The 23,617-nt window shown below is 62.5% G+C and carries 15 protein-coding genes and 1 tRNA gene; 8 read left to right on the top strand and 8 right to left on the bottom strand.

The features are described 5' to 3' along the window. Window positions 1-25: 25 nt before the first annotated feature. The gene (gene pbpG / locus B0G74_RS04480) at window positions 26-1,210 is read right to left on the bottom strand and encodes a D-alanyl-D-alanine endopeptidase (protein ID WP_132373821.1); all 1,185 of its coding nucleotides are present in this window, start codon (window positions 1,208-1,210) and stop codon (window positions 26-28) included. Window positions 1,211-1,982: 772 nt separating this feature from the next. Here pbpG and B0G74_RS04475 point away from each other — a divergent pair. Continuing rightward, window positions 1,983-2,555, top strand: a complete 573-nt coding sequence (locus tag B0G74_RS04475) for a phasin family protein (RefSeq protein ID WP_095418901.1) — start codon at window positions 1,983-1,985, stop codon at window positions 2,553-2,555. Window positions 2,556-2,912: 357 nt separating this feature from the next. On the opposite strand, the gene lpdA is transcribed toward B0G74_RS04475, so the two are convergent. The 3 genes from lpdA to aceE all read right to left on the bottom strand — a co-directional run bounded on the left by lpdA (window position 2,913) and on the right by aceE (window position 9,413). Further along, window positions 2,913-4,709: a dihydrolipoyl dehydrogenase gene (gene lpdA / locus B0G74_RS04470; protein ID WP_132373820.1), complete on the bottom strand. Its 1,797-nt coding sequence runs from the start codon at window positions 4,707-4,709 to the stop codon at window positions 2,913-2,915. A 262-nt stretch (window positions 4,710-4,971) separates the two neighbouring features. Continuing rightward, window positions 4,972-6,630 carry a dihydrolipoyllysine-residue acetyltransferase gene (aceF, locus tag B0G74_RS04465; RefSeq protein WP_132373819.1) on the bottom strand — a complete coding sequence of 553 codons (1,659 nt, stop codon included), beginning with the start codon at window positions 6,628-6,630 and terminating at the stop codon, window positions 4,972-4,974. Between the two features lie 86 nt (window positions 6,631-6,716). Continuing rightward, on the bottom strand, window positions 6,717-9,413 hold the full coding sequence (gene aceE / locus B0G74_RS04460; protein ID WP_132373818.1) for a pyruvate dehydrogenase (acetyl-transferring), homodimeric type: 2,697 nt from the start codon (window positions 9,411-9,413) through the stop codon (window positions 6,717-6,719). A gap of 275 nt (window positions 9,414-9,688) precedes the next feature. On the opposite strand from aceE, the gene fixL reads away from it, so the two are divergent. The 5 genes from fixL to folD all read left to right on the top strand — a co-directional run bounded on the left by fixL (window position 9,689) and on the right by folD (window position 16,985). Continuing rightward, window positions 9,689-12,205: an oxygen sensor histidine kinase FixL gene (gene fixL / locus B0G74_RS04455; RefSeq protein ID WP_132376838.1), complete on the top strand. Its 2,517-nt coding sequence runs from the start codon at window positions 9,689-9,691 to the stop codon at window positions 12,203-12,205. After that, window positions 12,202-12,846, top strand: a complete 645-nt coding sequence (fixJ, locus tag B0G74_RS04450; protein ID WP_006051254.1) for an oxygen response regulator transcription factor FixJ — start codon at window positions 12,202-12,204, stop codon at window positions 12,844-12,846. Before fixL ends, fixJ begins: the two co-directional genes overlap by 4 nt. Window positions 12,847-13,414: 568 nt before the next feature. Then, window positions 13,415-14,812 (top strand): DUF3300 domain-containing protein, encoded by a 1,398-nt coding sequence (locus tag B0G74_RS04445; RefSeq protein ID WP_243658247.1) that lies wholly within the window; start codon window positions 13,415-13,417, stop codon window positions 14,810-14,812. A gap of 19 nt (window positions 14,813-14,831) precedes the next feature. Next, complete coding sequence (locus B0G74_RS04440; protein WP_132373817.1) at window positions 14,832-15,773, top strand: DUF2950 domain-containing protein; 942 nt, start codon at window positions 14,832-14,834, stop codon at window positions 15,771-15,773. Between the two features lie 351 nt (window positions 15,774-16,124). After that, complete coding sequence (folD, locus tag B0G74_RS04435; RefSeq protein WP_132373816.1) at window positions 16,125-16,985, top strand: bifunctional methylenetetrahydrofolate dehydrogenase/methenyltetrahydrofolate cyclohydrolase FolD; 861 nt, start codon at window positions 16,125-16,127, stop codon at window positions 16,983-16,985. A gap of 121 nt (window positions 16,986-17,106) precedes the next feature. Here folD and B0G74_RS04430 read toward each other — a convergent pair whose 3' ends face one another. Next, entirely contained in the window at window positions 17,107-18,222 is a 1,116-nt protein-coding gene (locus tag B0G74_RS04430) for an acyltransferase (protein WP_132373815.1), read from the bottom strand. A gap of 325 nt (window positions 18,223-18,547) precedes the next feature. On the opposite strand from B0G74_RS04430, the gene B0G74_RS04425 reads away from it, so the two are divergent. After that, window positions 18,548-20,656: a M3 family metallopeptidase gene (locus tag B0G74_RS04425; protein WP_132373814.1), complete on the top strand. Its 2,109-nt coding sequence runs from the start codon at window positions 18,548-18,550 to the stop codon at window positions 20,654-20,656. Between the two features lie 103 nt (window positions 20,657-20,759). Here B0G74_RS04425 and B0G74_RS04420 read toward each other — a convergent pair whose 3' ends face one another. Next, window positions 20,760-22,064: an amidohydrolase family protein gene (locus B0G74_RS04420; protein WP_132373813.1), complete on the bottom strand. Its 1,305-nt coding sequence runs from the start codon at window positions 22,062-22,064 to the stop codon at window positions 20,760-20,762. A gap of 211 nt (window positions 22,065-22,275) precedes the next feature. Between B0G74_RS04420 and B0G74_RS04415 the strand changes: the two genes are divergently transcribed. Next, window positions 22,276-22,974 (top strand): aspartate/glutamate racemase family protein, encoded by a 699-nt coding sequence (locus tag B0G74_RS04415; protein WP_132373812.1) that lies wholly within the window; start codon window positions 22,276-22,278, stop codon window positions 22,972-22,974. A gap of 96 nt (window positions 22,975-23,070) precedes the next feature. On the opposite strand, the gene B0G74_RS04410 is transcribed toward B0G74_RS04415, so the two are convergent. Continuing rightward, window positions 23,071-23,147, bottom strand: a tRNA-Met gene (locus B0G74_RS04410). Window positions 23,148-23,236: 89 nt separating this feature from the next. Next, window positions 23,237-23,524 (bottom strand): hypothetical protein, encoded by a 288-nt coding sequence (locus B0G74_RS04405; protein WP_106279408.1) that lies wholly within the window; start codon window positions 23,522-23,524, stop codon window positions 23,237-23,239. Window positions 23,525-23,617 lie beyond the last annotated feature (93 nt).

Genomic DNA, 23,617 nt, shown 5'->3' with positions numbered 1-23,617 from the left:
GGAAACCGGCCACCGAACCAACGCTTCAGGTACCCGGACCGCTGGCGTCCGCACTAGTAATCCGCGCCTCGCCGCCGCCGTTATCCAGCCACGTGCGCAGACGCGTGGCGTCCGCGAACCGCGAGTACTTACCCGACGAGTCGAGCAACACCATGATCATCGGACGGCCGTGAATGGTCGCCTGCATCACGAGGCACTCACCCGCTTCGTTGATAAAGCCGGTCTTTTGCAGACCGATGTCCCACGTGGGGTTACGCACCAGCGCATTGGTGCTGTTGTACGCCAGCGAGCGCTTGCCGGTGTACACCTCGTAGCTGTGATCGGTCGAGAACCTGCGGATCACCGGATACTGATACGCCGCGTTGACCATCTTCACGAGGTCGCGCGCGCTCGACACGTTCTGGCTCGTCAAACCCGTGGGGTTTTCAAAGTGCGTGTCGGTCATGCCGAGCTGCTTGGCCTTCGCGTTCATGGCCGCGAGGAACGCCGGACGGCCGCCCGGGAAATAGCGCGACAGCGCCGCGGCCGCGCGATTTTCCGACGCCATCAGCGCGATATGCAGCATGTCTTCACGCGAGAGCACCGAGCCCACCGACAGACGCGAGCCGGTGTTCTTTTCGTAGTCCCGGTCTTCGTCCGTGACTTCGATCTGGTCGGTCATCGGCTCTTTCGAGTCGAGCACCACCATCGCGGTCATCAGCTTGGTGATCGACGCGATCGGCACCACGGCGCGCGAGTTCTTGTCGAACAGCGACTCGCCCGAGTTCTGATCGATCACGTAGGCGACGCTCGAGCGCAGCATGAGCGCGTCCGGCGTTTCGTGCAGACCGAAAGCCTGGCCGACGCTCGGCTGACGCGGTTCGTACGCGATGCGGCGCACCACCGAGTGGTGACGGCCGTTCGACGTGTAGGTCACGCGCTTGCGCTTGACGCCCGCGCGCGGCGCGTCGTCGTCAGCGGCTACGGTTTTTGCAGCCGCGGCTTTGGTCGCTTTCGAGGCCTTGCCCGACACCTTTTCAGGAGCGGCAGCCGGCTTCTTGGCCGCTTTGGCGTGTTTGGAGGTTTTTGCAGGTGCATCGGGCGTGGCGGCAAAAGCGCTCACGGGCGTGGCGAACGCCGCCGCGATGACCATGGAGGCGGCCACCGACAGAGCGGTGCTGCGGGCCGCGCCGTGGATCACTTTTAGCGACGAAAACATGTCGGTTTTCATGGGTGTTCGGTAGGGAGCGGCGAGAGGTTTCCGCAAGTGTAGTAAAACAACGAAAAATTAGCAATTTGAAGCACTTATACGCGCTCCTTAAACCGGCTTGTAAGCTCCGATCGCAAAAACACGAATAAGTGCCGTGCATCGATCGAAAAAAACGATCGCCGGCACGTTACGCCTCGCCGCTGCCGCCATACGCCGGAATCGAGGTGATTCTTCCAGCATAACGGCAATTTCGAGACAACCTTGATCAGGGGAAATACGGTCAGAGCACGGGCGGTCAAACTACCAGTGCAACAGCACGCGGCAGCAGTCGCGCAGCGAAGTTGTTAAACGCCTGCTGCAGACCGCAACGCGCATTCGACCAGCATGAAGCATTAACGTTCCGTGACACTTTCCGGTTTACACCAAATCGGCCTCCGAAGACTTTTTTAACAATTGCCGGATGTTAGCGTCCCCGCATAGCCCGCGTTTGTCGGTCAAATTGACCTTACAATTCAGTAATAAATACGGCATGATTAGGCACCGGCGCGGTGCGGCGGTTAAATCGACCTGCGTCATAAGGATGTCATGCCGATCGCATAACACTATGTTTTATCAGTAGTTTCTTAATATTGTGCGACGCACAAAAAGCGCTTGACATTCTTTGTAACCATCCTAAAATGGGAACCATTGCTGCGATGCACAATACATCGCGGTCCGGCGGGACGCACCCATGTGTCTCACCATTCACCCAATGCGGTCCGCACAGACAGACCGCGATCCAGGAGCGTAAACCATGACTCTGCTGACCCCTGAGCAATTCGCCGCAGCCCAGAAAGCCAACTTTGAAACGTTGTTCGGCCTGACGACCAAAGCATTCGAAGGCGTCGAAAAGCTGGTTGAGCTGAACCTGCAAGTCGTGAAATCGACGCTCGCGGAAAGCCAGGAAAATGCTCAACGCGCCCTGTCGGTCAAGGACGCGCAAGAATTGCTGGCTCTGCAAGCAAGCCTTGCACAGCCGGTGGCTGAAAAGGCGCTGTCGTACGGCCGCCACGTGTATGAGATCGTTTCGGCAACGCAAGGTGAATTCACCCGCGTCGCGGAAGCGCAATTCGAAGAGCAGAACCGCAAGGTCCAATCGCTCGTCGAGAACGTCGCCAAGAATGCACCGGCTGGTTCGGAAACCGCTGTCGCCGTGATGAAGTCGGCTATCACCGCCGCTAACACCACGTACGAAACGGTTCACAAGGCAACGAAGCAAGCTGTCGAAATCGCTGAAAGCAACTTCAATGCAGCTGCAACGGCCGCATCGAAGGCAGCTTCGCAAGCCGCCGCGCAAGCATCGCGCTCGGCCAAGAAGGCAGTCTAAGCTTCAGTCTCAAGCATCACTCTGCAGGCATCATCCAACGCCGGCACAGCTCGAACGCTGTGCCGGCGTTACCGCAAGCAACAGCGTCGTGTCGTTGCCGCCCACACGGTGTTAATTGGCCGAACGCTCCGATACGTTGAACGGCGTATCGTTTGCCCGGCGAAAGGCCGGGATTTTTTTACCCGACGCTTTTCGCCGTCGCCCGAGTCGTTCAGCATGTATTGATGACGCCGTCGTCGCGCGGCAACCGCCCCACTCTGCTGCCCAAAGAAAAAAACGGCGCGCCCTTTGCGGGGCGCGCCGTTTTTATTTGCATCATCGAATCCGCCTGCACGAGTGCAGACGGGCCGAATCGCCTTACTTCTTTTTCTGCGGCGGCAGGTCGGTACAGACGCCTTCGTACAACTCGGCGGCCATCCCGATCGATTCGCCAAGCGTCGGATGCGGGTGAATCGTCTTGCCGATATCCGTTGCGTCCGCACCCATTTCGACCGCGAGACAGACTTCGCTGATCAGGTCGCCCGCATTCAAACCGACAATCCCTCCGCCGATCACACGATGCGTTTCCTCATCGAACAGCAGCTTGGTGAAGCCTTCGTCTCGGCCGTTGGCGATCGCGCGGCCCGAAGCGGCCCACGGGAACACCGCCTTGCCGTACTTGATGCCCTCGGCCTTCAACTGGTCTTCCGTCTTGCCGGCCCACGCCACTTCCGGATCGGTGTACGCCACCGACGGAATCTGCAGCGCATCGAAGTAGGCCTTTTCGCCGTGTGCGACTTCGGCGGCGACGTGAGCTTCATGCACGGCTTTGTGCGCCAGCATCGGCTGACCGACGATATCGCCGATCGCGAAGATGTGCGGCACGTTGGTGCGCATCTGCTTGTCCACGTCGATGAAGCCGCGATCCGTCACCGCGACGCCTGCCTTGTCCGCGCCGATCTTCTTGCCGTTCGGCGAACGGCCGACGGCAACCAGCACGAGGTCGTAGCGTTGCGCTTCGGCCGGGGCCTTCTCGCCTTCGAACGACACATAGATGCCGTCGTCTTTCGCTTCCGCCGCCGTGGTCTTGGTCTTCAGCATGACATTGGCGAAACGCTTGCTGTTGTACTTCTCCCAGACCTTGACCAGATCGCGGTCCGCGCCGGCCATCAGGCCGTCGAGCATTTCGACCACGTCGATCTGCGCGCCGAGCGTCGCGTACACCGTGGCCATTTCCAGCCCGATGATGCCGCCGCCAATCACCAGCATGCGTTGCGGAATCTGCCGCAGTTCAAGCGCGCCGGTCGAATCGACCACACGCGGATCTTCCGGAATGAACGGCAGCTTTACCGCTTCCGAGCCCGCGGCGATGATCGCCTGCTTGAACTTGACGACCTTCTTGCCGCCCTCGACCTGCACTTCCATATGATGCGGATCGACGAACGAACCCGTGCCCGTGACCACTTCGACCTTGCGCATCTTCGCCATGCCGGCGAGACCGCCGGTGAGCTTCTTGACGACGCCCGACTTGAAGTCGCGCAGCTTGTCGAGATCGATTTGCGGCTTGCCGAACGTGATGCCGTGCGAGCCGAGCGCTTCGGCTTCGTCGATCACCAGCGCCGTGTGCAACAGCGCCTTCGACGGAATACAGCCGACGTTCAGACATACGCCGCCGAGCGTCGAGTAACGTTCGACCAGCACCGTCTTCATACCCAGGTCAGCAGAACGGAACGCCGCCGAATAGCCGCCGGGGCCCGAACCGAGCACGAGCATGTCGCACTCGATATCCGCGTTGCCGGAGAAGCTACCGGCTTGCGGAGCGGGCGCAGCCGCCTTGGCCGGAGCCGCCGCCTGCGGTTTTGCTTCCGCTTGAGCGAGCGCTTTCTCAGGTTCCTTGGCCGGAGCCTTCGGTGCATCTTTCGCGGGAGCCGCGTCCGCCGATGTTTCGACGAGCGCGATCACCGTGCCTTGCGAGACTTTGTCGCCGGCTTTGACGCGGACTTCCTTGACCGTGCCGGCGGTATCGCTCGGCACTTCGATGGAGGCCTTATCGGACTCGAGCGTCATCAGCGCCTGTTCGTTCTCGATGACGTCGCCCGCTTTGATATTGACTTCGATGACATCGACATCCTTGAAGTCACCGATATCCGGCACTTTTACTTCGACGAGACTCATTAGTGTCCCCTTCTCTTATTGATCGTGATGAGACGAACGCACTTCACTTCGGCCTGAAGGCTGGCGACGTTCTGGACAGAATCAGCCTTTGCTGTCCGCCCAAGGACGCGCCTTTCTTTTGCCTACTTTTCTTTGGAAGACAAAGAAAAGTAGGTGCCGCCCCGCACAGGGGCAACACTAATAGACCGACATGAATGCAAGTTCAACGAGAGACGCGGATAACAAACAAAAAACCCGCGCCCCGCGCAACCCAATCACCACATCAAAGAATCACACGCCGGAAATCGGCAAGAAGCGCCCCAAGATACGCATTGAACCGCGCCGCCGCAGCACCATCAATCACACGATGGTCATACGACAAAGAAAGCGGCAAGATCAGACGCGGCACAAACTGCTTGCCATCCCAAACCGGCTTCATCGCGCCACGCGACAACCCGAGAATGGCGACTTCAGGCGCATTGATAATCGGCGTGAAGTTCGTGCCGCCAATGCCACCCAAAGAAGAAATCGAGAAGCACCCACCTTGCATCTGATCCGGCTTGAGCTTGCCATCGCGCGCAGCCTTCGACAGCTCGGCCATTTCCTTGGCGATCTCGATCAAACCTTTCTTATCCGCATCGCGAATGACAGGAACGACCAGACCGTTCGGCGTATCAGCCGCAAAGCCGATATGGAAGTACTGCTTGAACACCAGGTTATCGCCGTCGAGGCTGGCGTTGAACGTCGGGAACTGCTTCAGGGCGGAAACCACGGCCTTGATCACGAAAGCCAGCATGGTGATCTTCACACCGGCCTTTTCGTTTTCCTTGTTCAACTGCACGCGCAGCGCTTCGAGATCGGTGATATCCGCTTCGTCGTTGTTCGTGACGTGCGGAATCATGACCCAGTTGCGATGCAGATTCGCGCCCGAAATTTTCTTGATGCGCGACAGCGGTTTCGGATCGATCGGACCGAACTTCGTGAAGTCGACCTTCGGCCACGGCAGCAGATTCAACTCGCCGCCACCCGCGGCAGCCGGTGCGGCAGCGCCAGCAGGCGCGGCACGCTGGCCGGTCATGACGCCCTTGATGAAGGCGGTCACGTCGGCTTGCGTAATGCGGCCCTTCGGACCCGTGCCCTGCACCTGCGTCACGTCGACGCCGAGTTCGCGCGCGAACTTGCGCACGGACGGCGATGCATGGCTCGCATGGCGCGCGCCGCCTTCGCCGGCCGGAATCACCGGTGCCTGGGCGAGCGCCGACGGAGCCGCCGGAGCCGGCGACGGTGCAGCCGGTGCGTCGGACGGCTTCTCGACCTCCTGCCTGGGAGCCGGAGCCGGCGCAGCCGCGCCGCCTTCCGCTTCCACGACCACGATCACCGAGCCTTCCGACACGGTATCGCCGACCTTGACCTTCAGTTCCTTGACGATGCCGGCAGCCGAACTCGGCACGTCCATGGTCGCCTTATCGGATTCGAGCGTCACCAGCGACTGCTCTTTCTCGACGCGATCGCCGACCTTCACCGCGACTTCGATCACGGGAATGTCTTTGTAGTCGCCGATATCCGGCACTTTGACTTCCTGCAGACCGCCACCGCTCGCAGCGGGAGCGGGTGCCGGCGCAGCCGCGGGGGCCGCAGCAGGTGCCGCCGACGGAGCCGGAGCCGGAGCCGGAGCCGCAGCAGGCGCAGCCGCGCCACCTTCAGCACCTTCCAGCACGACGATCAACGAACCTTCCGACACGTTGTCGCCGACCTTGACCTTCACTTCCTTGACGACGCCGGCGGCCGAGCTCGGCACGTCCATGGTCGCCTTGTCCGATTCCAGCGTAACGAGCGATTGCTCTTTTTCGACGGTGTCACCCGCCTTCACCAGCACCTCGATCACAGGAATGTCCTTGTAATCGCCGATGTCCGGCACCTTGACTTCGATCGCTTGACTCATTGTTAGTGTCTCCTGGGCCGCGCACGCGGCCTGCCCCTGGCGATCAGGGGCGGGCGCGCACGCCATGGCACACGGGGAATGATGCCTTAGACGGTCATCGGGTTGGGTTTGGCGGGATCAAGGTTGTACTTCTTGAGCGCCTCGGCGACTACCTTGCGTTCGATCGTGCCTTCATCTGCGAGTGCATTCAACGCGGCAACCGTGACCCAGTAGCGGTCGACTTCGAAGAAGTGGCGCAGCTTTTCGCGCGTGTCCGAACGGCCGTAGCCATCCGTGCCCAGCACGACGAACTTCTGCGGCACGAACGCGCGGATCTGTTCGGTCAGCGCGCGCACATAGTCGGTCGAGGCGATGACCGGACCTTGTGCGTCCTTGAGCAGCTTCTCGACGTGCGAGAGCTTCTTTTCTTCGGTAGGGTGCAGCAGGTTCCAGCGCTGCACTTCGTGGCCTTCGCGAGCCAGTTCGGTGAAGCTCGGCACGCTCCACAGATCGGCGGCGACACCCCAGTCGTTCTTCAGCAGATCGGCGGCGGCGATCACTTCGTTGAAGATCGTGCCCGCGCCCATCAGTTGCACGCGCGGCGCCTTCTTGTCCGCTTCGGCCTTGCGGAACGAGTACATGCCCTTGATGATGTCGGCCGCTACGGATTCGCCCTGCGGAATCGCCGGGTGCTCGTAGTTCTCGTTCATCACCGTGACGTAGTAGTACACGTCTTCCTGATCCGCGACCATGCGGCGCAGGCCGTCCTGCATGATGACCGCGAGTTCGTAACCGAACGTCGGATCGTAGCTGATGCAGTTCGGCACCGAAGCCGCCCACAGCAGCGAGTGACCGTCTTCGTGTTGCAGGCCTTCGCCGTTCAGCGTCGTGCGGCCGGCCGTGCCACCCAGCAGGAAGCCGCGCGAACGCATGTCGCCCGCCGCCCATGCCAGATCGCCGATGCGCTGGAAGCCGAACATCGAGTAGAAGATGTAGAACGGAATCATGATCTCGCCGTGCGTCGAGTAAGACGTCGCGGCTGCGATCCAGTCGGCCATACCACCGGCTTCGTTGATGCCCTCCTGCAGAATCTGCCCGGTTTCCGACTCACGGTAGAACATCAGCTGGTCGGAATCTTCCGGCACGTACTTCTGGCCTTCCTGATTCCAGATACCGATCTGGCGGAACAAACCTTCCATACCGAAGGTACGCGACTCGTCCGGCACGATCGGCACGATGCGCTTGCCCAGCGCCTTGTCTTTCAACAGGATGTTCAGGATCCGCACGAACGCCATGGTCGTGGAGATCTCGCGGCCTTCGCCCGTGCCCTTCAACAGCGGCTCGAATGCCGACAGTTCCGGCACCGGCAGCGACTCGGCCTTCTGGCGACGCGCCGGCAGATAGCCGCCGAGGTCCTGACGGCGAGCGCGCATGTACTCCAGTTCCTTCGAACCTTCTTCGAACTTGAGGTACGGCACGTTGACGAGGTCTTCGTCGGCGATCGGCAGGCGGAACTGGTCGCGGAATTTCTTCAGCTGATCCACGTGCAGCTTCTTCTGCTGGTGGGTGATGTTCATCGCCTGGCCGGCTTCGCCCATGCCGTAGCCCTTGATCGTCTTCGCGAGAATGACGGTCGGCTGGCCCTGCGAATTCGACGCTTCCTGGAACGCTGCGTAGATCTTGTGCGGATCGTGGCCGCCGCGGTTCAGATTCCAGATTTCCTCGTCGGACCATTCGGCGACCAGCGCCTTCAGTTCCGGCGTGTTGAAGAAGTGTTCGCGCACATACGCGCCCGACTCCGACTTGTACGTCTGGTACTCGCCGTCGACCACATCCATCATGCGGCGCATCAGCGCGCCCGACTTGTCGCGTTGGAACAGCGCGTCCCAGCGGCTGCCCCAGATGACCTTGATGACGTTCCAGCCGGCGCCGCGGAATTCGCTTTCCAGTTCCTGGATGATCTTGCCGTTACCGCGCACCGGACCGTCGAGGCGCTGCAGGTTGCAGTTGATCACGAACACGAGGTTGTCGAGCCGTTCGCGGCCGGCCATGCCGATCGCACCGAGCGATTCCGGCTCATCCGTCTCGCCGTCGCCGAGGAAAGCCCAGACCTTGCGGCCGTCGGTCTTCGCAATGCCGCGCGCCTGCATGTACTTCATGAAGCGCGCCTGATAGATCGCCATGATCGGGCCGAGACCCATCGAGACGGTCGGGAATTGCCAGAAGTCCGGCATCAGCCACGGGTGCGGATACGACGAGATGCCCTCGCCGCCCACTTCCTGACGGAAGTTGTCGAGCTGGTTCTCGGTCAGACGGCCCAGCAGGAACGCGCGCGAGTAGACGCCCGGCGACGAGTGGCCCTGCACGAACACGAGATCGCCGCCATGTTCGGCCGACGGCGCGTGCCAGAAGTGGTTGTAGCCGACGTCGTACAACGTGGCGGCGGAAGCGAACGAGGCGATGTGGCCGCCGACGTTGGTGTCCTTGCCGGCGCGCAGCACCATCGCGATGGCGTTCCAGCGCGTGTACGAGCGGATACGGTGTTCGATGTCCTGATCGCCGGGGATCTTCGCCTGACGCGAAACCGGGATCGTATTGATGTAAGGCGTGTTGGCCGAGAACGGCAAATGTTCGCCATGCACGCGGGCGAATTCAATCTGTTTCTCGATCAGGTAGTGAGCGCGATCTGGGCCCACAGCAGAAATCACGCCATCCAGCGCTTCAAGCCATTCGCCGGTTTCCTGGGGATCGTCGTCTTTTTCAGCAGCGACATATTTCATGACTTCGTCGGGTACAGCGGACATGCTCGTCTCCTGGATGTAGAGGAACGCTCTTTGAACAGACGACGCGGACGAAGCACGGCCGCGGCAGCTTCGGCCGATTGTAATAAGGGTCCCGACGTCCACGCAACAAAATTTTCGAATTACGAGATCGAATCTCATAATATGAAAAATTGTTGCGGCGCAACCTGATTTGACTGCCGATCGACGGATACGTTGGCTAGTTTGCGCCGATTAATGGTCCTTTCCGCGCTTTTTTGCGCCATTTGCTAGCTTCACGCTGCGCTACAATGCCACGCATGTTGACCGAACGGCTTTTCGCACGCTCGGCGCGCACCGCCGGTTCGCCCGCGGATTCGACGCCGTCCTCCCGCTGGCACCACGGACCGTGGTGGTCCAATTCCTATTTGCTCACGCCGCTCCTGTCGATCCTGGTCTTCCTGGTCGTCATGAGTCTGATTTTGTGGAGCCTGAACCGGCGCGAACAGCAACAGCAGGAAGACACGCTTTACCGTAATGTCGCGTGGGCGCAGCAGCAGATCCGCCTGTCCATGACCGGCGCGCAGGAACAGATCCAGGCGCTCGCGCGCGATCTGGTCGCCGGCCACGCCGATCCGCATTCGTTCCAGGTGTCCACCACGGACATCATGCAGGGGCATCCCGAGATCCTCTACATGAACTGGTACACGAGCCAGCAACAGCCGCGCTGGCCCAATACCGCGCTGCCGGTGTTCGGCCAGCGTCTGGCCAAGCCGAACGACACGCAGATGGACGAAGCCGTCAAAGCCGCCTTCGCCGAGGCGCGCAACACGCGCCGCCAGGTGTATTCGCCGCTCATCTACGACGACCTCGGCAACGGCTACATCACGCTGCAAACGCCGGTGTTCCGCGACCGCGACTTCCTCGGCACGATCGCCGCCGTCTTCTCGGTGGAAGGCATCCTCAAGCACGACATTCCACCTGAGCTGTCCGCCAAGTACAAAATCTCGATCATCGACGTGAACAACCGCGAGTTGACCACCACGTCGACCCGCCCGCGCCTGCCGCGCGACATGTTCTACGATCTGCCGCTCGACCCGCCGGGCCAAGGCGTCTCGGTGCGCGTCTACGCGTTCCCGCAGATGACCAACTTCACCAACAACACGCTGGTGTGGCTGGTGGCGGGTCTCTCCTGTTTCGTGTTGTGGAGCCTGTGGAGCTTGTGGAAACACACGCGCCAACGCTTCGAAGCGCAGCAGGCGCTGTACGCCGAAGCGTTCTTCCGTCGCGCGATGGAAAACTCCGTGCTGATCGGCATGCGCGTGCTCGACATGCATGGGCGCATCACCCACGTCAATCCGGCGTTTTGCCGCATGACCGGCTGGGACGAAAGCGATCTGGTCGGCAAGAACGCGCCGTTCGCCTACTGGCCGCGCGACGCTTACCCGGAAATGCAGCGCCAGCTCGACATGACGCTGCGCGGCAAGGCGCCCTCTTCCGGCTTCGAATTGCGGGTGCGCCGCAAGGATGGCTCGCTGTTCCATGCGCGTCTCTACGTGTCGCCGCTGATCGACAGTTCGGGCCGCCAGACCGGCTGGATGTCGTCGATGACCGACATCACCGAGCCGAAGCGCGCGCGCGAAGAACTCGCCGCCGCGCACGAGCGCTTCACCACGGTGCTCGAAAGTCTCGACGCCGCCGTCTCCGTGCTGGCTGCCGACGAAGCCGAACTCCTGTTCGCCAACCGCTATTACCGGCATCTCTTCGGCATTCGCCCGGACGGTCATCTGGAATTGGCGGGCGGCGGGTTCGATAGCGCACAGGCGTCGTCCGATTCGATCGATATGGTGGATACCTACGCCGGCCTACCCGCCGCCGCGTTGACCGAAAGCACCGCCGATGCGCAGGAAATCTACGTGCAGAGTATCCAGAAGTGGTTCGAAGTGCGCCGCCAGTACATTCAGTGGGTGGACGGCCACCTCGCGCAGATGCAGATCGCAACCGACATCACGACCCGCAAGCAGGCCCAGGAGCTGTCGCGCCAGCAAGACGAGAAGCTGCAGTTCACCAGCCGTCTGATGACGATGGGCGAAATGGCCTCGTCGCTCGCGCACGAACTGAACCAGCCGCTCGCCGCGATCAATAACTATTGCTCCGGAACCGTGGCACTGGTTAAATCCGGTCGGACGACCCCTGACAATCTGCTACCAGTGCTCGAAAAGACCGCCCAGCAGGCGGTGCGCGCGGGCATGATCATCAAGCGCATCCGCGAGTTCGTGAAGCGCAGCGAGCCGAAGCGGCAAGCCACGCGCGTGGCCGATATCGTCGCCGATGCCGTGGGTCTGGCCGAAATCGAGGCGCGCAAGCGCCGCATTCGCATCGTCACGGATCTGCGCTCGCGCCTGCCGGTGATCTACGTCGACCCGGTGCTGATCGAGCAGGTGCTGGTCAACCTGCTGAAGAACGCCGCCGAAGCGATGGCCGAAGCCCGTCCGAATGCGGTCGATCCGGTGATCCGCGTAGTCGTGAGGCTGGAGAGCGGGTTTGTCTGCATCAGCGTCGTCGACCAGGGACCGGGCGTCGACGAAGCGACAGCCGAGCGGCTGTTCGAACCGTTTTACAGCACCAAGTCCGATGGTATGGGCATGGGGCTGAACATTTGCCGTTCGATTATCGAATCGCACCGCGGCCGTCTGTGGGTGGTCAACAACGTCGAATCTGACGGCCACATCACAGGCGCCACGTTCCATTGCAGTCTGCCTATTGGAGAGCCTGATGGCCCGAGCAACGGCGGGACACAGGCGCCGACACCACAAACCGTTACGGGAGAGCTATGAACAGCCCAGTCACCACACAGGAAACTGTCTTTGTCGTCGATGACGACGAGGCCGTGCGAGATTCGCTGCGCTGGCTGCTGGAGGCGAACGGCTACCGCGTGCAATGCTTCTCCAGCGCCGAGCAGTTCATCGACGCATGGCAGCCGCATCAGCATCCGGGCCAGATCGCGTGCCTGATTCTCGATGTGCGGATGTCCGGCATGAGCGGGCTCGAGTTGCAGGAACGCCTGATCGCCGACAACGCATCGCTGCCGATCATTTTCGTGACGGGCCACGGCGATGTGCCGATGGCCGTGTCCACGATGAAAAAAGGCGCGATGGACTTCATCGAAAAGCCGTTCGACGAAGCCGAGTTGCGCAAGCTGGTCGAGCGCATGCTCGACAAGGCGCGCAGCGAAAGCACCAGCGTACAGCAGCAGCGCGCCGCGGCAGAACGTCTCGGCAAGCTGACCGCGCGTGAGCATCAGGTGCTCGAGCGCATCATCGCCGGCCGCCTGAACAAGCAGATCGCCGACGACCTCGGCATCAGCATCAAGACGGTCGAAGCGCACCGCGCGAACATCATGGAAAAGCTCAACGTCAACACGGTCGCCGATCTGCTGCGACTGGCGCTGTCGAACAAGCCGCAACCGGCGCAATAAGCCTCGCACGGCGGCGCTTACCCCGAAGGAGGGCCCTTTGGGGAACTCGCCGCCACACCAGAAGTGACTGCGTGCCAACGGCCGGACTATCGAAGAGTCCGGCCTGTTTCGTCCTCTTTTTCCCTCCTCATTACCCTCCCCTCTATCGCACGGCAATCACGACGAAGCGCGTGATTTCGACGCACCTCGCGCGTGCAAAATAATACGCATTGCTCAGCAATTACTTACGCTAATCCGCAACAGGTTCTTTCCTCAGACAAGATTGACGGATTCGGACGCGCCCCTTAATTTACGCAGAACTCCTTAGCAGACAGCGCCGATGCGACGATCGACGCGGGAGTGACTTGCTGCGATACGCCGCATGCGGCATCGCCTGGTGATGCGAAACAATTGGAGCGGTTCGAGCGCTTTTACACGGCATCGTGCCGTGCCGATCGAGCCGTCCGACCACCCACCGGACACCGGCCCGACTCGCCATTTCCTCGCCGTATTCCATCGCGGCGAAGCGACGCAGCCCGTGCTGCGCACCGACATCTCGTCGTATAAACCCCACCGGGAGGAATTCATCGTGAAACGATCCCGAGCACATCGCTCGCCTGTGATGCTTATTTGTGCCGTTTTTGCGGTAGCGCCGCTATTCGTCGGACTGGCCGCGCCGGACGTCGTCCATGCGCAAGGCACCGCGAAAATGTCGAACCAGCAACTCGATTCGCTGGCCGCGCCTATTGCCCTTTATCCGGACGCCCTGCTCGCCCAGGTGCTGATGGCCTCGACGTTTCCGCAAGACGTGCAGGCGGCGGCCATACGGTCCAGAGTCAACTCGACGCTGCAAGGCGACAGCGCCGTCAAGGCTGTCGCGTCCGAGCCGTGGGATCCGAGCGTGCAGTCGCTCGTTGCCTTCCCGCAGGTGCTCGCCATCATGGCCTCGAAAGCGGATTGGGTGACGCAACTCGGTAGCGCGTTTCTCGCCCAGCCCAACGACGTAATGGACTCCGTGCAGCGTCTGCGCAGGCAGGCACAGGCGGCGGGCAATCTGAAGACGACGTCGCAGCAAACGGTCGTGGTCGAACAGAGCACGATTCAGATCGTGCCGGCCAATCCGCAAATGGTGTACGTGCCGACCTACAACCCGACCGTGGTCTACGGCATGTGGCCTTATCCCGCGTATCCGCCGGTGTATGTGCCACCGCCGCCCGGTTATGTGATCGGCACCAGTTTCGTCGCGGGCCTCGCGTTCGGCACCGGCGTCGCGGTGGCGAACGCGCTGTGGGGTGGCTTCGACTGGAACTCACATGACGTCAACATCAACGTGAACCGGTACAACACTATCAATGTGAACAACCGGATCAACGCGAATGGCAGCACAACGAACTGGAATCGCAACACCAGCATCATTCGCAACGTCGGCAACGCGAATGTCAATCGCAGCTTGAACAATAACGTCGGCGGCGCACAGCGCGATGCGTATCGCGGCCGCGACGACGCCCGCGCTCGGGCGCAGCAGACGCTGCAAAACCGCACTGGCCAGAATCTGGGCGGCAGCGCGCGCCAGCGTGTGCAAGGCATTCATCACGGCGGCACGGCGAACCCCAAGTTGCAGAACCGCGCGCAGAACGTCAATCGCGACAACGCGCTGCGCGGCGCCGGCGACGGTAAAGCCGCGCGGCAGGACACGCAGCGCGGCCAGGCAAGCCGTGATGCGCTCGCCGGCCGCGGTGGTCAGCAGCATGCGGGCGGCACGACCGGCGTAAATGCCAGCGGCCTGCAGCGCACAAGCGAAGGTCTCGTCGCAAATGGCGGCGGCCAGCAACACATGAGCGGAAGTCTCGACGCGAACAGCGGCGGTGTCCAGCGTAACGGCGGTACCGCCGGCGTGGGCGGCGGCGTGGGCGGCGGCTTGGGCGGCGGCGGCGGCGGCCCAGGCAGCGGCGGTGCAGGCGAACATCACTTCGGCCGCAACCGTTGAACAAAAAAGGAGAAGTCTGATGATGCGTCCATTCTCTCGGGGCAGGCTGCGTGCCCAGGTCCTGATACTTGCTATCGCGCTCGGCAGCACCGGCGCACTGCTGCTGGCGCCGGCGCTGCTAATCAGCGCGATCCCCGCTCATGCCCAGGCGATCTATCCCAGCGCGGACGACGCCGCCAATGCCTTCGTCGAAGCCCTCGCCCGCAACGACGACGATGCCCTCAAGCGCGTGCTCGGCGGCGATTTTCATCGCTTCATTCCAACCGAAGGCATCGGCGAGGACGACATCTATCAGTTCCTCGGCGAATGGTCGAAAAACCATCAGATCGTCGAGGACCCCGTCATGGACAAGGGGCGCGCCACTGCGCATCTGACGGTCGGCTACAGTGGCTGGACCCTGCCGATTCCGCTCGTGCAGTCGGGCAACGGCTGGCGTTTCGATCCGCCGGCGGGACGCGACGAGATGCTGACACGGCGCATCGGCCGCAATGAACACGCCGCGATCCTGACCTCGCTCGCCTACCTCGATGCGCAGTACGACTATCGCAACCTGACCCAGCACTATGCACAGCGCTTCGTCAGTACGCCGGGCCAGCACGACGGCCTGTACTGGACGACGGCGCACGGCGAAGCGGAAAGTCCGCTTGGGCCGCTCGCCGCCACGATGCCCGACGGCACGCAGCCTGAAGAGGCGTATCACGGCTATCACTTCCGCATTCTCACGGCACAAGGGGCGCACGCTAAGGGTGGCGCGAGGAACTACGTCGACAACGGCGTGCTGAGCAAAGGGTTCGGACTGATCGCATCGCCGGCCGACTATGGCAAGACCGGCGTGATGAGTTTCATCGTCAATCAGGACGGACAGGTGTATCAGAAGAATCTCGGGCCGCGAACCGCACGCGCGGCGGCGGCGATCTCATCGTTCGAGCCGGGCTCGGGTTGGCAGCCGGTCCAGCCATAGCAAGTCGCGTTTGACAGCTTTGCCTCCGCCCGCCGCACCAGGCGGCAGGCGCGGCCCCGAATACGCGTCTGGCGGCGCACCCGCTGCCGCCACCGTTCCAACCGGGCATCCGTCCCACCATGTGAGGCACGCGCGGCCGGCATCCGTAGCGCTGCCGCACAGCCTGGAATCCGTACGCGGCGCACCTGGCAGGGCCGGTATAATGTCGCACTTTGCAGCGCTGCTTAACCCCGATTCGCGCCGCGCGCTTTTCACGTGCCGACCCATTCCCGTTGAAAAGCGCCATCGCGCGCGGCACGCACAAGCGTCTGCGCCCTGCCCCGCTTTCCAAACTGCCCATCTCGACCGACCATGACTGCCAAACTGATCGACGGCCTAGCCCTTTCCAAGACCCTGCGCGCCGACGTCGCCGCGCGCGCCGCCGCCCTCACCGCTCGCGGCCATCAGCCGGGCCTCGCGGTGGTGCTGGTCGGCGACAATCCGGCCAGCGAAGTCTACGTGCGCAACAAAGTGAAGGCGTGTAACGACAACGGCCTCGGCTCGTCGTTCGACCGTTATCCGGCCGACCTGCCGGAAGCCGAGCTGCTCGCACGCATCGACGAACTGAACCGCGACCCGCGCATTCACGGCATTCTGGTGCAACTGCCGCTGCCGCCGCATATCGACAGCCACAAGGTGATCGAAGCGATCGCGCCGGAAAAAGACGTCGACGGCTTTCACGTTGCCAACGCCGGCGCGCTAATGACCGGCCGGCCGCTGTTCCGCCCGTGCACGCCGTACGGCGTCATGAAAATGCTCGCCGCTTACGAGATTCCGCTGCAAGGCGCGAACGCGGTGGTGATCGGCCGCTCGAACATCGTCGGCAAGCCGATGGCGCTGCTGCTGCTCGAAGCGGGCGCGACCGTCACGATCTGCCACAGCAAGACGCGCGACCTGGCCGCTCATACGCGCAACGCCGACGTGGTGGTCGCCGCCACCGGCTTGCGCAACATCCTCACGGCGGAGATGGTGAAACCGGGCGCGGCGGTGATCGACGTCGGCATGAATCGCGACGAAGCCGGCAAGCTGTGCGGCGACGTGGATTTTGCGGGCGTCAAGGAAGTGGCCGGCTACATCACGCCGGTGCCGGGCGGCGTCGGCCCGATGACCATCACCATGCTGCTCGTCAACACGATCGAAGCCGCCGAGCGCGAAGCGGCAGCGAACGCGTAAACGGCGGGAGAAAAGCCGGCGGAGCACCTTCGCCGGCTTCAGGACCTAGCGGCCCTGGCGGCGTCTTGCCAAACTCTCCAAGTCAATCGGCACCGGCCGCGGACCTCATACTCAGCACATCTCAGCGCACCGCCTGATCGCCAGCCGGCATGCCCGCGGCTACCTGCGTCGACGGCCGCGCGAGACGCCCGCGGCACCACTTCAGCACCGGCCGCTCCACGAAGTGCCACGACAGCGCCGCGCACAAAAGAATAAACGGCGCGGCAATCAACACCGCCGCCACATGGCTCAACTGCGGCGCGATGTTCGCGACGCATTGCTGCACCATGAAGCCGTACAGATAGATGCCGTACGAGTAATCATGACGCGGCACGAAGCGCCGCAGAAGCGGTGTCGTCCCGACCCACAGCACGCCGTACACGAAGGCCAGATAGAACAGCGGCTGCGCGCCGGCCGTGTCGCGGAACACCAGGAACACCATCGCGAACGCCAGCGCCGCCAAGCCGTTGATGTCGATCCGCTCACGCCAGCCATACAGCAGCATGCCCAGCATGAAAAACGGCTGCGGCCAGAACGAATAGCCGTCGGGCGTTTCGCTGAAATCGCGCAAGCCGATCTGCCAATGCGCGTGATCCACGTTCAGCATGAATGTGGCGCAGCCGAGCGCGGCCGCGAGCACCACGCCACGCGAGTTGGACAGCAAACCCACCATGCCGGTCACGAGCACGAGCAGATAGCAGCGCACTTCGACCGGCAGCGTCCAGAGCGGTCCACAGATGTCGACGGGATAGCGGTTGTGCTCGAACACGCCGGGCAGCGCCCAGCCGGCCGACCGCACGATGGTCGAGAAGTTGTCGAGGTTAGCCCAAGTCATGCCGGAGGCAAAATACTCGCGCAGCGTCAGCGTCGTAAAGAGCGGACCGACGATGAACACCGTCACCAGCGACCCGGCCGCCACAGCCGGCCACAGGCGCGCGATGCGCAACACGGCGAAGCGCGGCACCGAGCGTTGCCGGTCGAAGCTGGCGGTCACCAGCATGCCGCTCAGCAGGAAGAAGGCGTAGACGCCCAGCGCGCCGAAACCGTCGAAACCCAGCGCGTTCTGAACCCAATCGGTGCTGCCGTCGGGAGCCTGCAGCACGTACGAATGGCCATACACGACGGCAATGGCGGCCAGCAGTCGCACGAGATCAAAATTGTTGCCCTTGTGCGATAGAGCGTCCGAAAGCGGATTCATTGATACCTCTTTGCAAAAAAACGCCGCTGACCGATAGCGACGCTCCACCTTGCCGCATAGCAGCAATCGGGACCGTGCGCTTTCGCACAAAGCGCAGCGGCGCGTTATTGCCGCGCGCGGCGCCGCCCGGCCTGTCCGGCACGCGCACAAGGCCGCGACATCTGATAATTTGTCTGCCGACGGATTGGAATCGGCGCGCCCTGCCCCAATAATGTCTGTATCGGCCGTTATGGGGCGTCATTGCACGCGCTCCAAAGGAAGTCCCCTTGTGGGACGCCCGTCGATGCACCGATTACCCGTTCACCCGCGTCAGACAGGAAGCCTCATGTCCACTACCGCCTCGAATCACGACAATCCGCTCCTCGATTTCTCCGACCTGCCGCGCTTTGGCGAAATCCGCCCCGAACACGTCACGCCAGCCCTCGATGTGCTGCTCGCCGATGCGGCCGCCGCCGTCGAACGCGCTGCCCAGCCGATCACCCCCGCTTCGTGGGCCGACGTGGTCGAACCGGTCGAGCGCGCCACCGAACCGCTGTCGCGCGCCTGGAGCGTGGTCGGCCATCTGAACGCCGTCGCCGATACGCCCGAGTTGCGCGCCGTGTATGGCGAAAATCTGCCGCGCGTCACCGAATTCTGGTCGAGCGTCGGACAGAATCTCGCGCTGTACGAGAAGTACAAGGCGTTGAACGCGAGCAGCGATTTCGCCTCGCTAACCGACGAGCGTAAGAAGATCCTCGGCAACGCGCTGCGCGATTTCCGCCTGTCCGGCGCGGAATTGCCGGAAGACCGGAAACCGCATTTCGCCGAATTGCAGGAACGTCAGGCGGCGCTCTCGAAAGCGTTTTCCGATCACGTGCTCGATGCGACCAACGCCTATGCCTATGTCGTCGAAGCCGGCGATGAAGCGCAATTGGTCGGCCTGCCGGAAGACGTCGTCGAAGCCGCGAAGGAAGCGGCCGAACGCGAAGGCAAGACCGGCTACAAGTTCACGCTGCACTTCCCGTCGTATTTCCCGGTGATGCAGTACTCGGAAAATCGTCCGATGCGCGAAGCGATGTATCGCGCCTATGTCACGCGTGCTTCGGAACTCGGCCCGCAATACGGCAACGGCAAGCCCGAGTGGGACAACACCGCGGTACTCGCCGACCAGTTGAAACTGCGCGCAGAAGAAGCGCACATGCTCGGCTTCAACAACTTCGCCGAAGTCTCGCTCGCGCCGAAAATGGCCGAGTCGCCCGCTCAGGTGATGAGCTTTCTCGAAGACCTCGCCACGCGTGCGCGTCCGCATGCCGAGCAGGACTGGAAGGAACTGCGCGAATTCGCCGCGAACGAACTCGGCATGAGCGAGTTGCAACCATGGGACATGACGTTTGCCGCGGAGCGTCTGCGTCAGAAGCGCTACTCGTTCTCTGAGAACGAAGTCAAACAGTACTTCCCGGAAGACGCCGTGTTCAAGGGGCTGTTCAAGGTCACTGAAACGCTCTTTGGCGTGCGTATCCGTCGCGACGACGCGGCCGTGTGGCATCCGGACGTGCGCTTTTTCCGCGTCGAGAATCAGGACGGCGGCCTCGTCGCGCAGTTCTACCTCGATCTGTATGCGCGCGAAGGCAAACGCGGCGGCGCCTGGATGGACGATGCGCGCGGTCGTCACAAGCACACGCACGGCAGCGTGCAAACGCCGGTCGCGTATCTGACCTGCAACTTCTCGGCGCCGGTCGGCGGCAAGCCCGCCTGCTTCACGCACGACGAAGTCATCACGCTGTTCCACGAGTTCGGCCACGGTCTGCATCACATGCTCACGCGTGTCGATGAACTGGGCGTGTCGGGCATCAACGGCGTCGAGTGGGACGCGGTCGAACTGCCGTCGCAATTCATGGAGAACTTCTGCTGGGAGTGGGACGTGTTGAGCGACATGACGTCGCACGTCGAAACGGCCAAGCCGTTGCCGCGCGATCTATTCGACAAGATGCTCGCCGCGAAGAACTTCCAGAGCGGATTGGGCACGCTGCGCCAGATCGTGTTCTCGATGTTCGACATGCAACTGCATACCGGCTTCGACGCTTCGGGCACGAAGAACGCCACCGAACTCGCGAACGAAATCAACGAGCGCTTCCATGTCGTGCCGCAGGCGCCGTTCTCGCGTTGGCCGAATACGTTCAGCCATATTTTCGCGGGCGGTTACGCGGCGGGCTACTACAGCTACAAGTGGGCTGAAGTGCTCTCCGCCGATGCCTACGCGGCATTCGAAGAAGCGGCGCAAGCGGCGAGCGGCAGCGTGCTCGATCAGGCGACCGGCATGCGCTATCGCAAGGAGATTCTGGAAGTGGGCGGCAGCCGTCCGGCAATGGAGTCGTTCAAGGCGTTCCGCGGCCGCGAGCCGAATATCGACGCCTTGCTGCGCCACAACGGCATGTCGCCGGGCGCGGCGCATTGATGGGTTGAGGCAAGCGTCGGCGCTTTGCTTCGCGCCGATAAAAAACCGGTGACCTGCGTAAGCAGGCACCGGTTTTTTTTTCGCGCGAAGCATCAAGCCGCAATCAATCGGGATGCAATTTGAAGTCCACTTGCGCCGGACGGCCTTCGAGCGACAGCGCCGCGCGCGCAGCCGGCGCGCGGCTCACCACCTTGCCGCGGCTCACTACCGCGAGGCGCGCGGCGCGCAAGCGGATCGCTTCCACCGGATCGCGCGCATCGAGCAGCACCAGATTGGCCGCGCATCCCGGCGCGATGCCGTAGCCTTCCAGACCGAGAATGCGCGCGGCGTTCACCGTCACCGCGTCGAAACAGGCGCGCATGCCGTCGACGCCCGTCATCTGCGCCACATGCAAGCCCATGTGCGCGACTTCGAGCATGTCGCCCGAGCCGAGGCTGTACCACGGGTCCATCACGCAATCGTGGCCGAACGCGACGTTGATGCCGGCCGCCATCATCTCCGGCACGCGCGTCATGCCGCGGCGTTTCGGATACGTGTCGCTGCGCCCTTGCAGCGTGATGTTGATCAGCGGATTCGCGATCGCCGCGACGCCCGACTCGCGCATCAGCGGCAGGAGCTTGCTGACGTAGTAGTTGTCCATGGAATGCATCGAGGTCAGATGCGAGCCGGTAACACGCCCGTGTAAACCGAGCCGGTGCGTTTCGGCCGCGAGCGTCTCGATGTGCCGCGACATCGGATCGTCCGATTCATCGCAATGCATGTCGACGCGCAAGCCCTGCTCCGCCGCGTACTCGCACAAGAGGCGCACCGACTGCGCGCCGTCGGCCATGGTGCGCTCGAAATGCGGAATGCCGCCGACCACGTCCACACCCATCGCGATCGAGCGCTTGAGATTCTCGAACGCGCCCGGGCTGCGCAACACGCCGTCTTGAGGAAAGGCCACCAGTTGCAGATCGAGATACGGCGCGACGCGGCGCTTCACTTCGACCAGCGCCTCGACCGCGAGCAGACGCGGATCGCATACATCCACGTGGCTGCGGATAGCAAGCAGTCCGCGCGCGACGGCCCAATCGCAATACTGCAGCGCCCGCTCGATCAGCGCCTCCTGCGTCAGGTCCGGCTTCAGTTCGCCCCATAACGCGATGCCCTCGAGCAGCGTGCCCGACGCGTTCACGCGCGGCAAACCGTACGAGAGCGTCGCGTCCATATGGAAATGCGGATCGACGAACGGCGGTGTGACGAGTGAACCCGCGGCATCGATTTCTTCGCGCGCGCTGGCGGCCAGCTTCGGCTCGACGGCGACGATGCGGCCCGCTTCGATGCCGATGTCGATGCCGATGTCGACCGGCTCTTTGTATTGCGGCGCGGCGCCCGGTGGCAGCATCGCGCGGCGGATGATCAGATCCATCTATCGCTCCCTTTGACCCCGTCCTGATTGACTACGATTCTATCGGCGTCAGAAAGCGCGTGGCGGCGTTTTTGTTCGACGCTTTTTTCATCTGGCCGTACCGGCGAGCGGCGCGCGATCCGTACCGGCAGTGCATCGCGCCGCCCGCCTATACTCGCCAGACAGACGGTCGATGCGATGCGGCGCCGTCATCCACTCACGGAGCAAGCACATGAAAACCATCGGCGTGATCGGCGGGATGAGCTGGGAATCGTCCACCGAGTATTACAAGCTGCTCAACCGCCACGCCAAAACGCGCCTGGGCGGCCACCACAACGCCCGCAGCCTGATGCTCACCGTCGACTTCGCGCCGATCGAAGCGAACCAGCGCGCGGGCGACTGGAACGCGCTCGGCCAGCAGATGGCAGACGCCGCGCGCCAACTCGAACGGGGCGGCGCCGATCTGGTGATGCTCGCGACCAATACGATGCATCGCGTGTATGAATCGATCGAAGCGGCGATCGACGTGCCCTTCCTGCATATCGCCGATCCGACCGGCAGCGCGCTGCGCGCGGCAGGCATCGAGCGGGTGGGCTTGCTGGGCACGCGCTATACGATGGAGCAAACTTTCTACACGGGACGCCTGCGTGAGCGCTACGGCCTCGACACAGTGATTCCCGATGAAGCCGAACGCGCGGACGTGCACCGCATCATTTACGACGAACTGTGCCACGGCAAAGTGAACGACGCTTCGCGCGCGGTGTATCAGCGTGTGATCGAAGCGCTGGCCGCGCGTGGCGCGCAGGCGGTGATTCTCGGCTGCACCGAGATCACGTTGCTGATCAAGCCAGAAGATTCCGTGTTACCCGTGTTCGACACGACCGCGTTGCATGCGCAAGCGGCGGTGGAATGGGCGATTGATTCGGAGTGAAGGTGTCTTGCGCACGCGCTTCAACCCGTATGCGCACGGATGCCGCAGAAGTTAAAAAGCCCGCGTGGCTTGCGCCAGCGGGCTTTCAACAATGCTTGGTTGCGGGGGTAGGATTTGAACCTACGACCTTCGGGTTATGAGCCCGACGAGCTGCCAGACTGCTCCACCCCGCGTCAGAGAAAACGGATTGTATAGAGATGTTCGCAAGACGTCAAACAATCGCGCGAATTATTTCACGCTCGTGAAATGACGCACACGCGACTCACAGATCCTGGACCGTCGCGCCTTCCACCTTACCGTCGATGATGTCCGCGCCGTACTGGCTCGCACTGCGTTTGGCCACGCCGAAATCGGAGAACGTGAGCGGCAGCACGAGACGAAATACGCGGCTCGCCTTCGAGCCGCTGATTGCTCCCGGCCGGCAGACGCGCACCGCGACGTCGTAGCCTTCGGAGTGGCGCTTGTGACCGTCGAACTTGTCGAACGCCCGCGAAAATACCAGCGGATGCACTTCGAAGTCCTTATAAAGGGCTGGGTAAAGTTCGGCCATGATGCCTCCCCGATGCGCAAAAGCGCGAGTGTGAGTGATCTCACTATACGCCGCGACATGACCGGCTCGCGCTTTTATTTTCGGTGCCGCGGC

The sequence above is a fragment of the Paraburkholderia sp. BL9I2N2 genome (assembly GCF_004339745.1).
Lineage (GTDB): Bacteria > Pseudomonadota > Gammaproteobacteria > Burkholderiales > Burkholderiaceae > Paraburkholderia.
Note: the sequence above shows the minus strand (reverse complement) of the source record. Positions and strands in the feature narration are given on the sequence as shown.

Excerpts from the sequence above, each read along its gene's own strand:
- pbpG (WP_132373821.1), bottom strand. The coding sequence starts at position 1,210 with ATGAAAACCGACATGTTTTCGTCGCTAAAAGTGATCCACGGCGCGGCC.
- B0G74_RS04475 (WP_095418901.1), top strand. The coding sequence starts at position 1,983 with ATGACTCTGCTGACCCCTGAGCAATTCGCCGCAGCCCAGAAAGCCAAC.
- lpdA (WP_132373820.1), bottom strand. The coding sequence starts at position 4,709 with ATGAGTCTCGTCGAAGTAAAAGTGCCGGATATCGGTGACTTCAAGGAT.
- aceF (WP_132373819.1), bottom strand. The coding sequence starts at position 6,630 with ATGAGTCAAGCGATCGAAGTCAAGGTGCCGGACATCGGCGATTACAAG.
- aceE (WP_132373818.1), bottom strand. The coding sequence starts at position 9,413 with ATGTCCGCTGTACCCGACGAAGTCATGAAATATGTCGCTGCTGAAAAA.
- fixL (WP_132376838.1), top strand. The coding sequence starts at position 9,689 with ATGTTGACCGAACGGCTTTTCGCACGCTCGGCGCGCACCGCCGGTTCG.
- fixJ (WP_006051254.1), top strand. The coding sequence starts at position 12,202 with ATGAACAGCCCAGTCACCACACAGGAAACTGTCTTTGTCGTCGATGAC.
- B0G74_RS04440 (WP_132373817.1), top strand. The coding sequence starts at position 14,832 with ATGATGCGTCCATTCTCTCGGGGCAGGCTGCGTGCCCAGGTCCTGATA.
- folD (WP_132373816.1), top strand. The coding sequence starts at position 16,125 with ATGACTGCCAAACTGATCGACGGCCTAGCCCTTTCCAAGACCCTGCGC.
- B0G74_RS04430 (WP_132373815.1), bottom strand. The coding sequence starts at position 18,222 with ATGAATCCGCTTTCGGACGCTCTATCGCACAAGGGCAACAATTTTGAT.
- B0G74_RS04425 (WP_132373814.1), top strand. The coding sequence starts at position 18,548 with ATGTCCACTACCGCCTCGAATCACGACAATCCGCTCCTCGATTTCTCC.
- B0G74_RS04420 (WP_132373813.1), bottom strand. The coding sequence starts at position 22,064 with ATGGATCTGATCATCCGCCGCGCGATGCTGCCACCGGGCGCCGCGCCG.
- B0G74_RS04415 (WP_132373812.1), top strand. The coding sequence starts at position 22,276 with ATGAAAACCATCGGCGTGATCGGCGGGATGAGCTGGGAATCGTCCACC.
- B0G74_RS04405 (WP_106279408.1), bottom strand. The coding sequence starts at position 23,524 with ATGGCCGAACTTTACCCAGCCCTTTATAAGGACTTCGAAGTGCATCCG.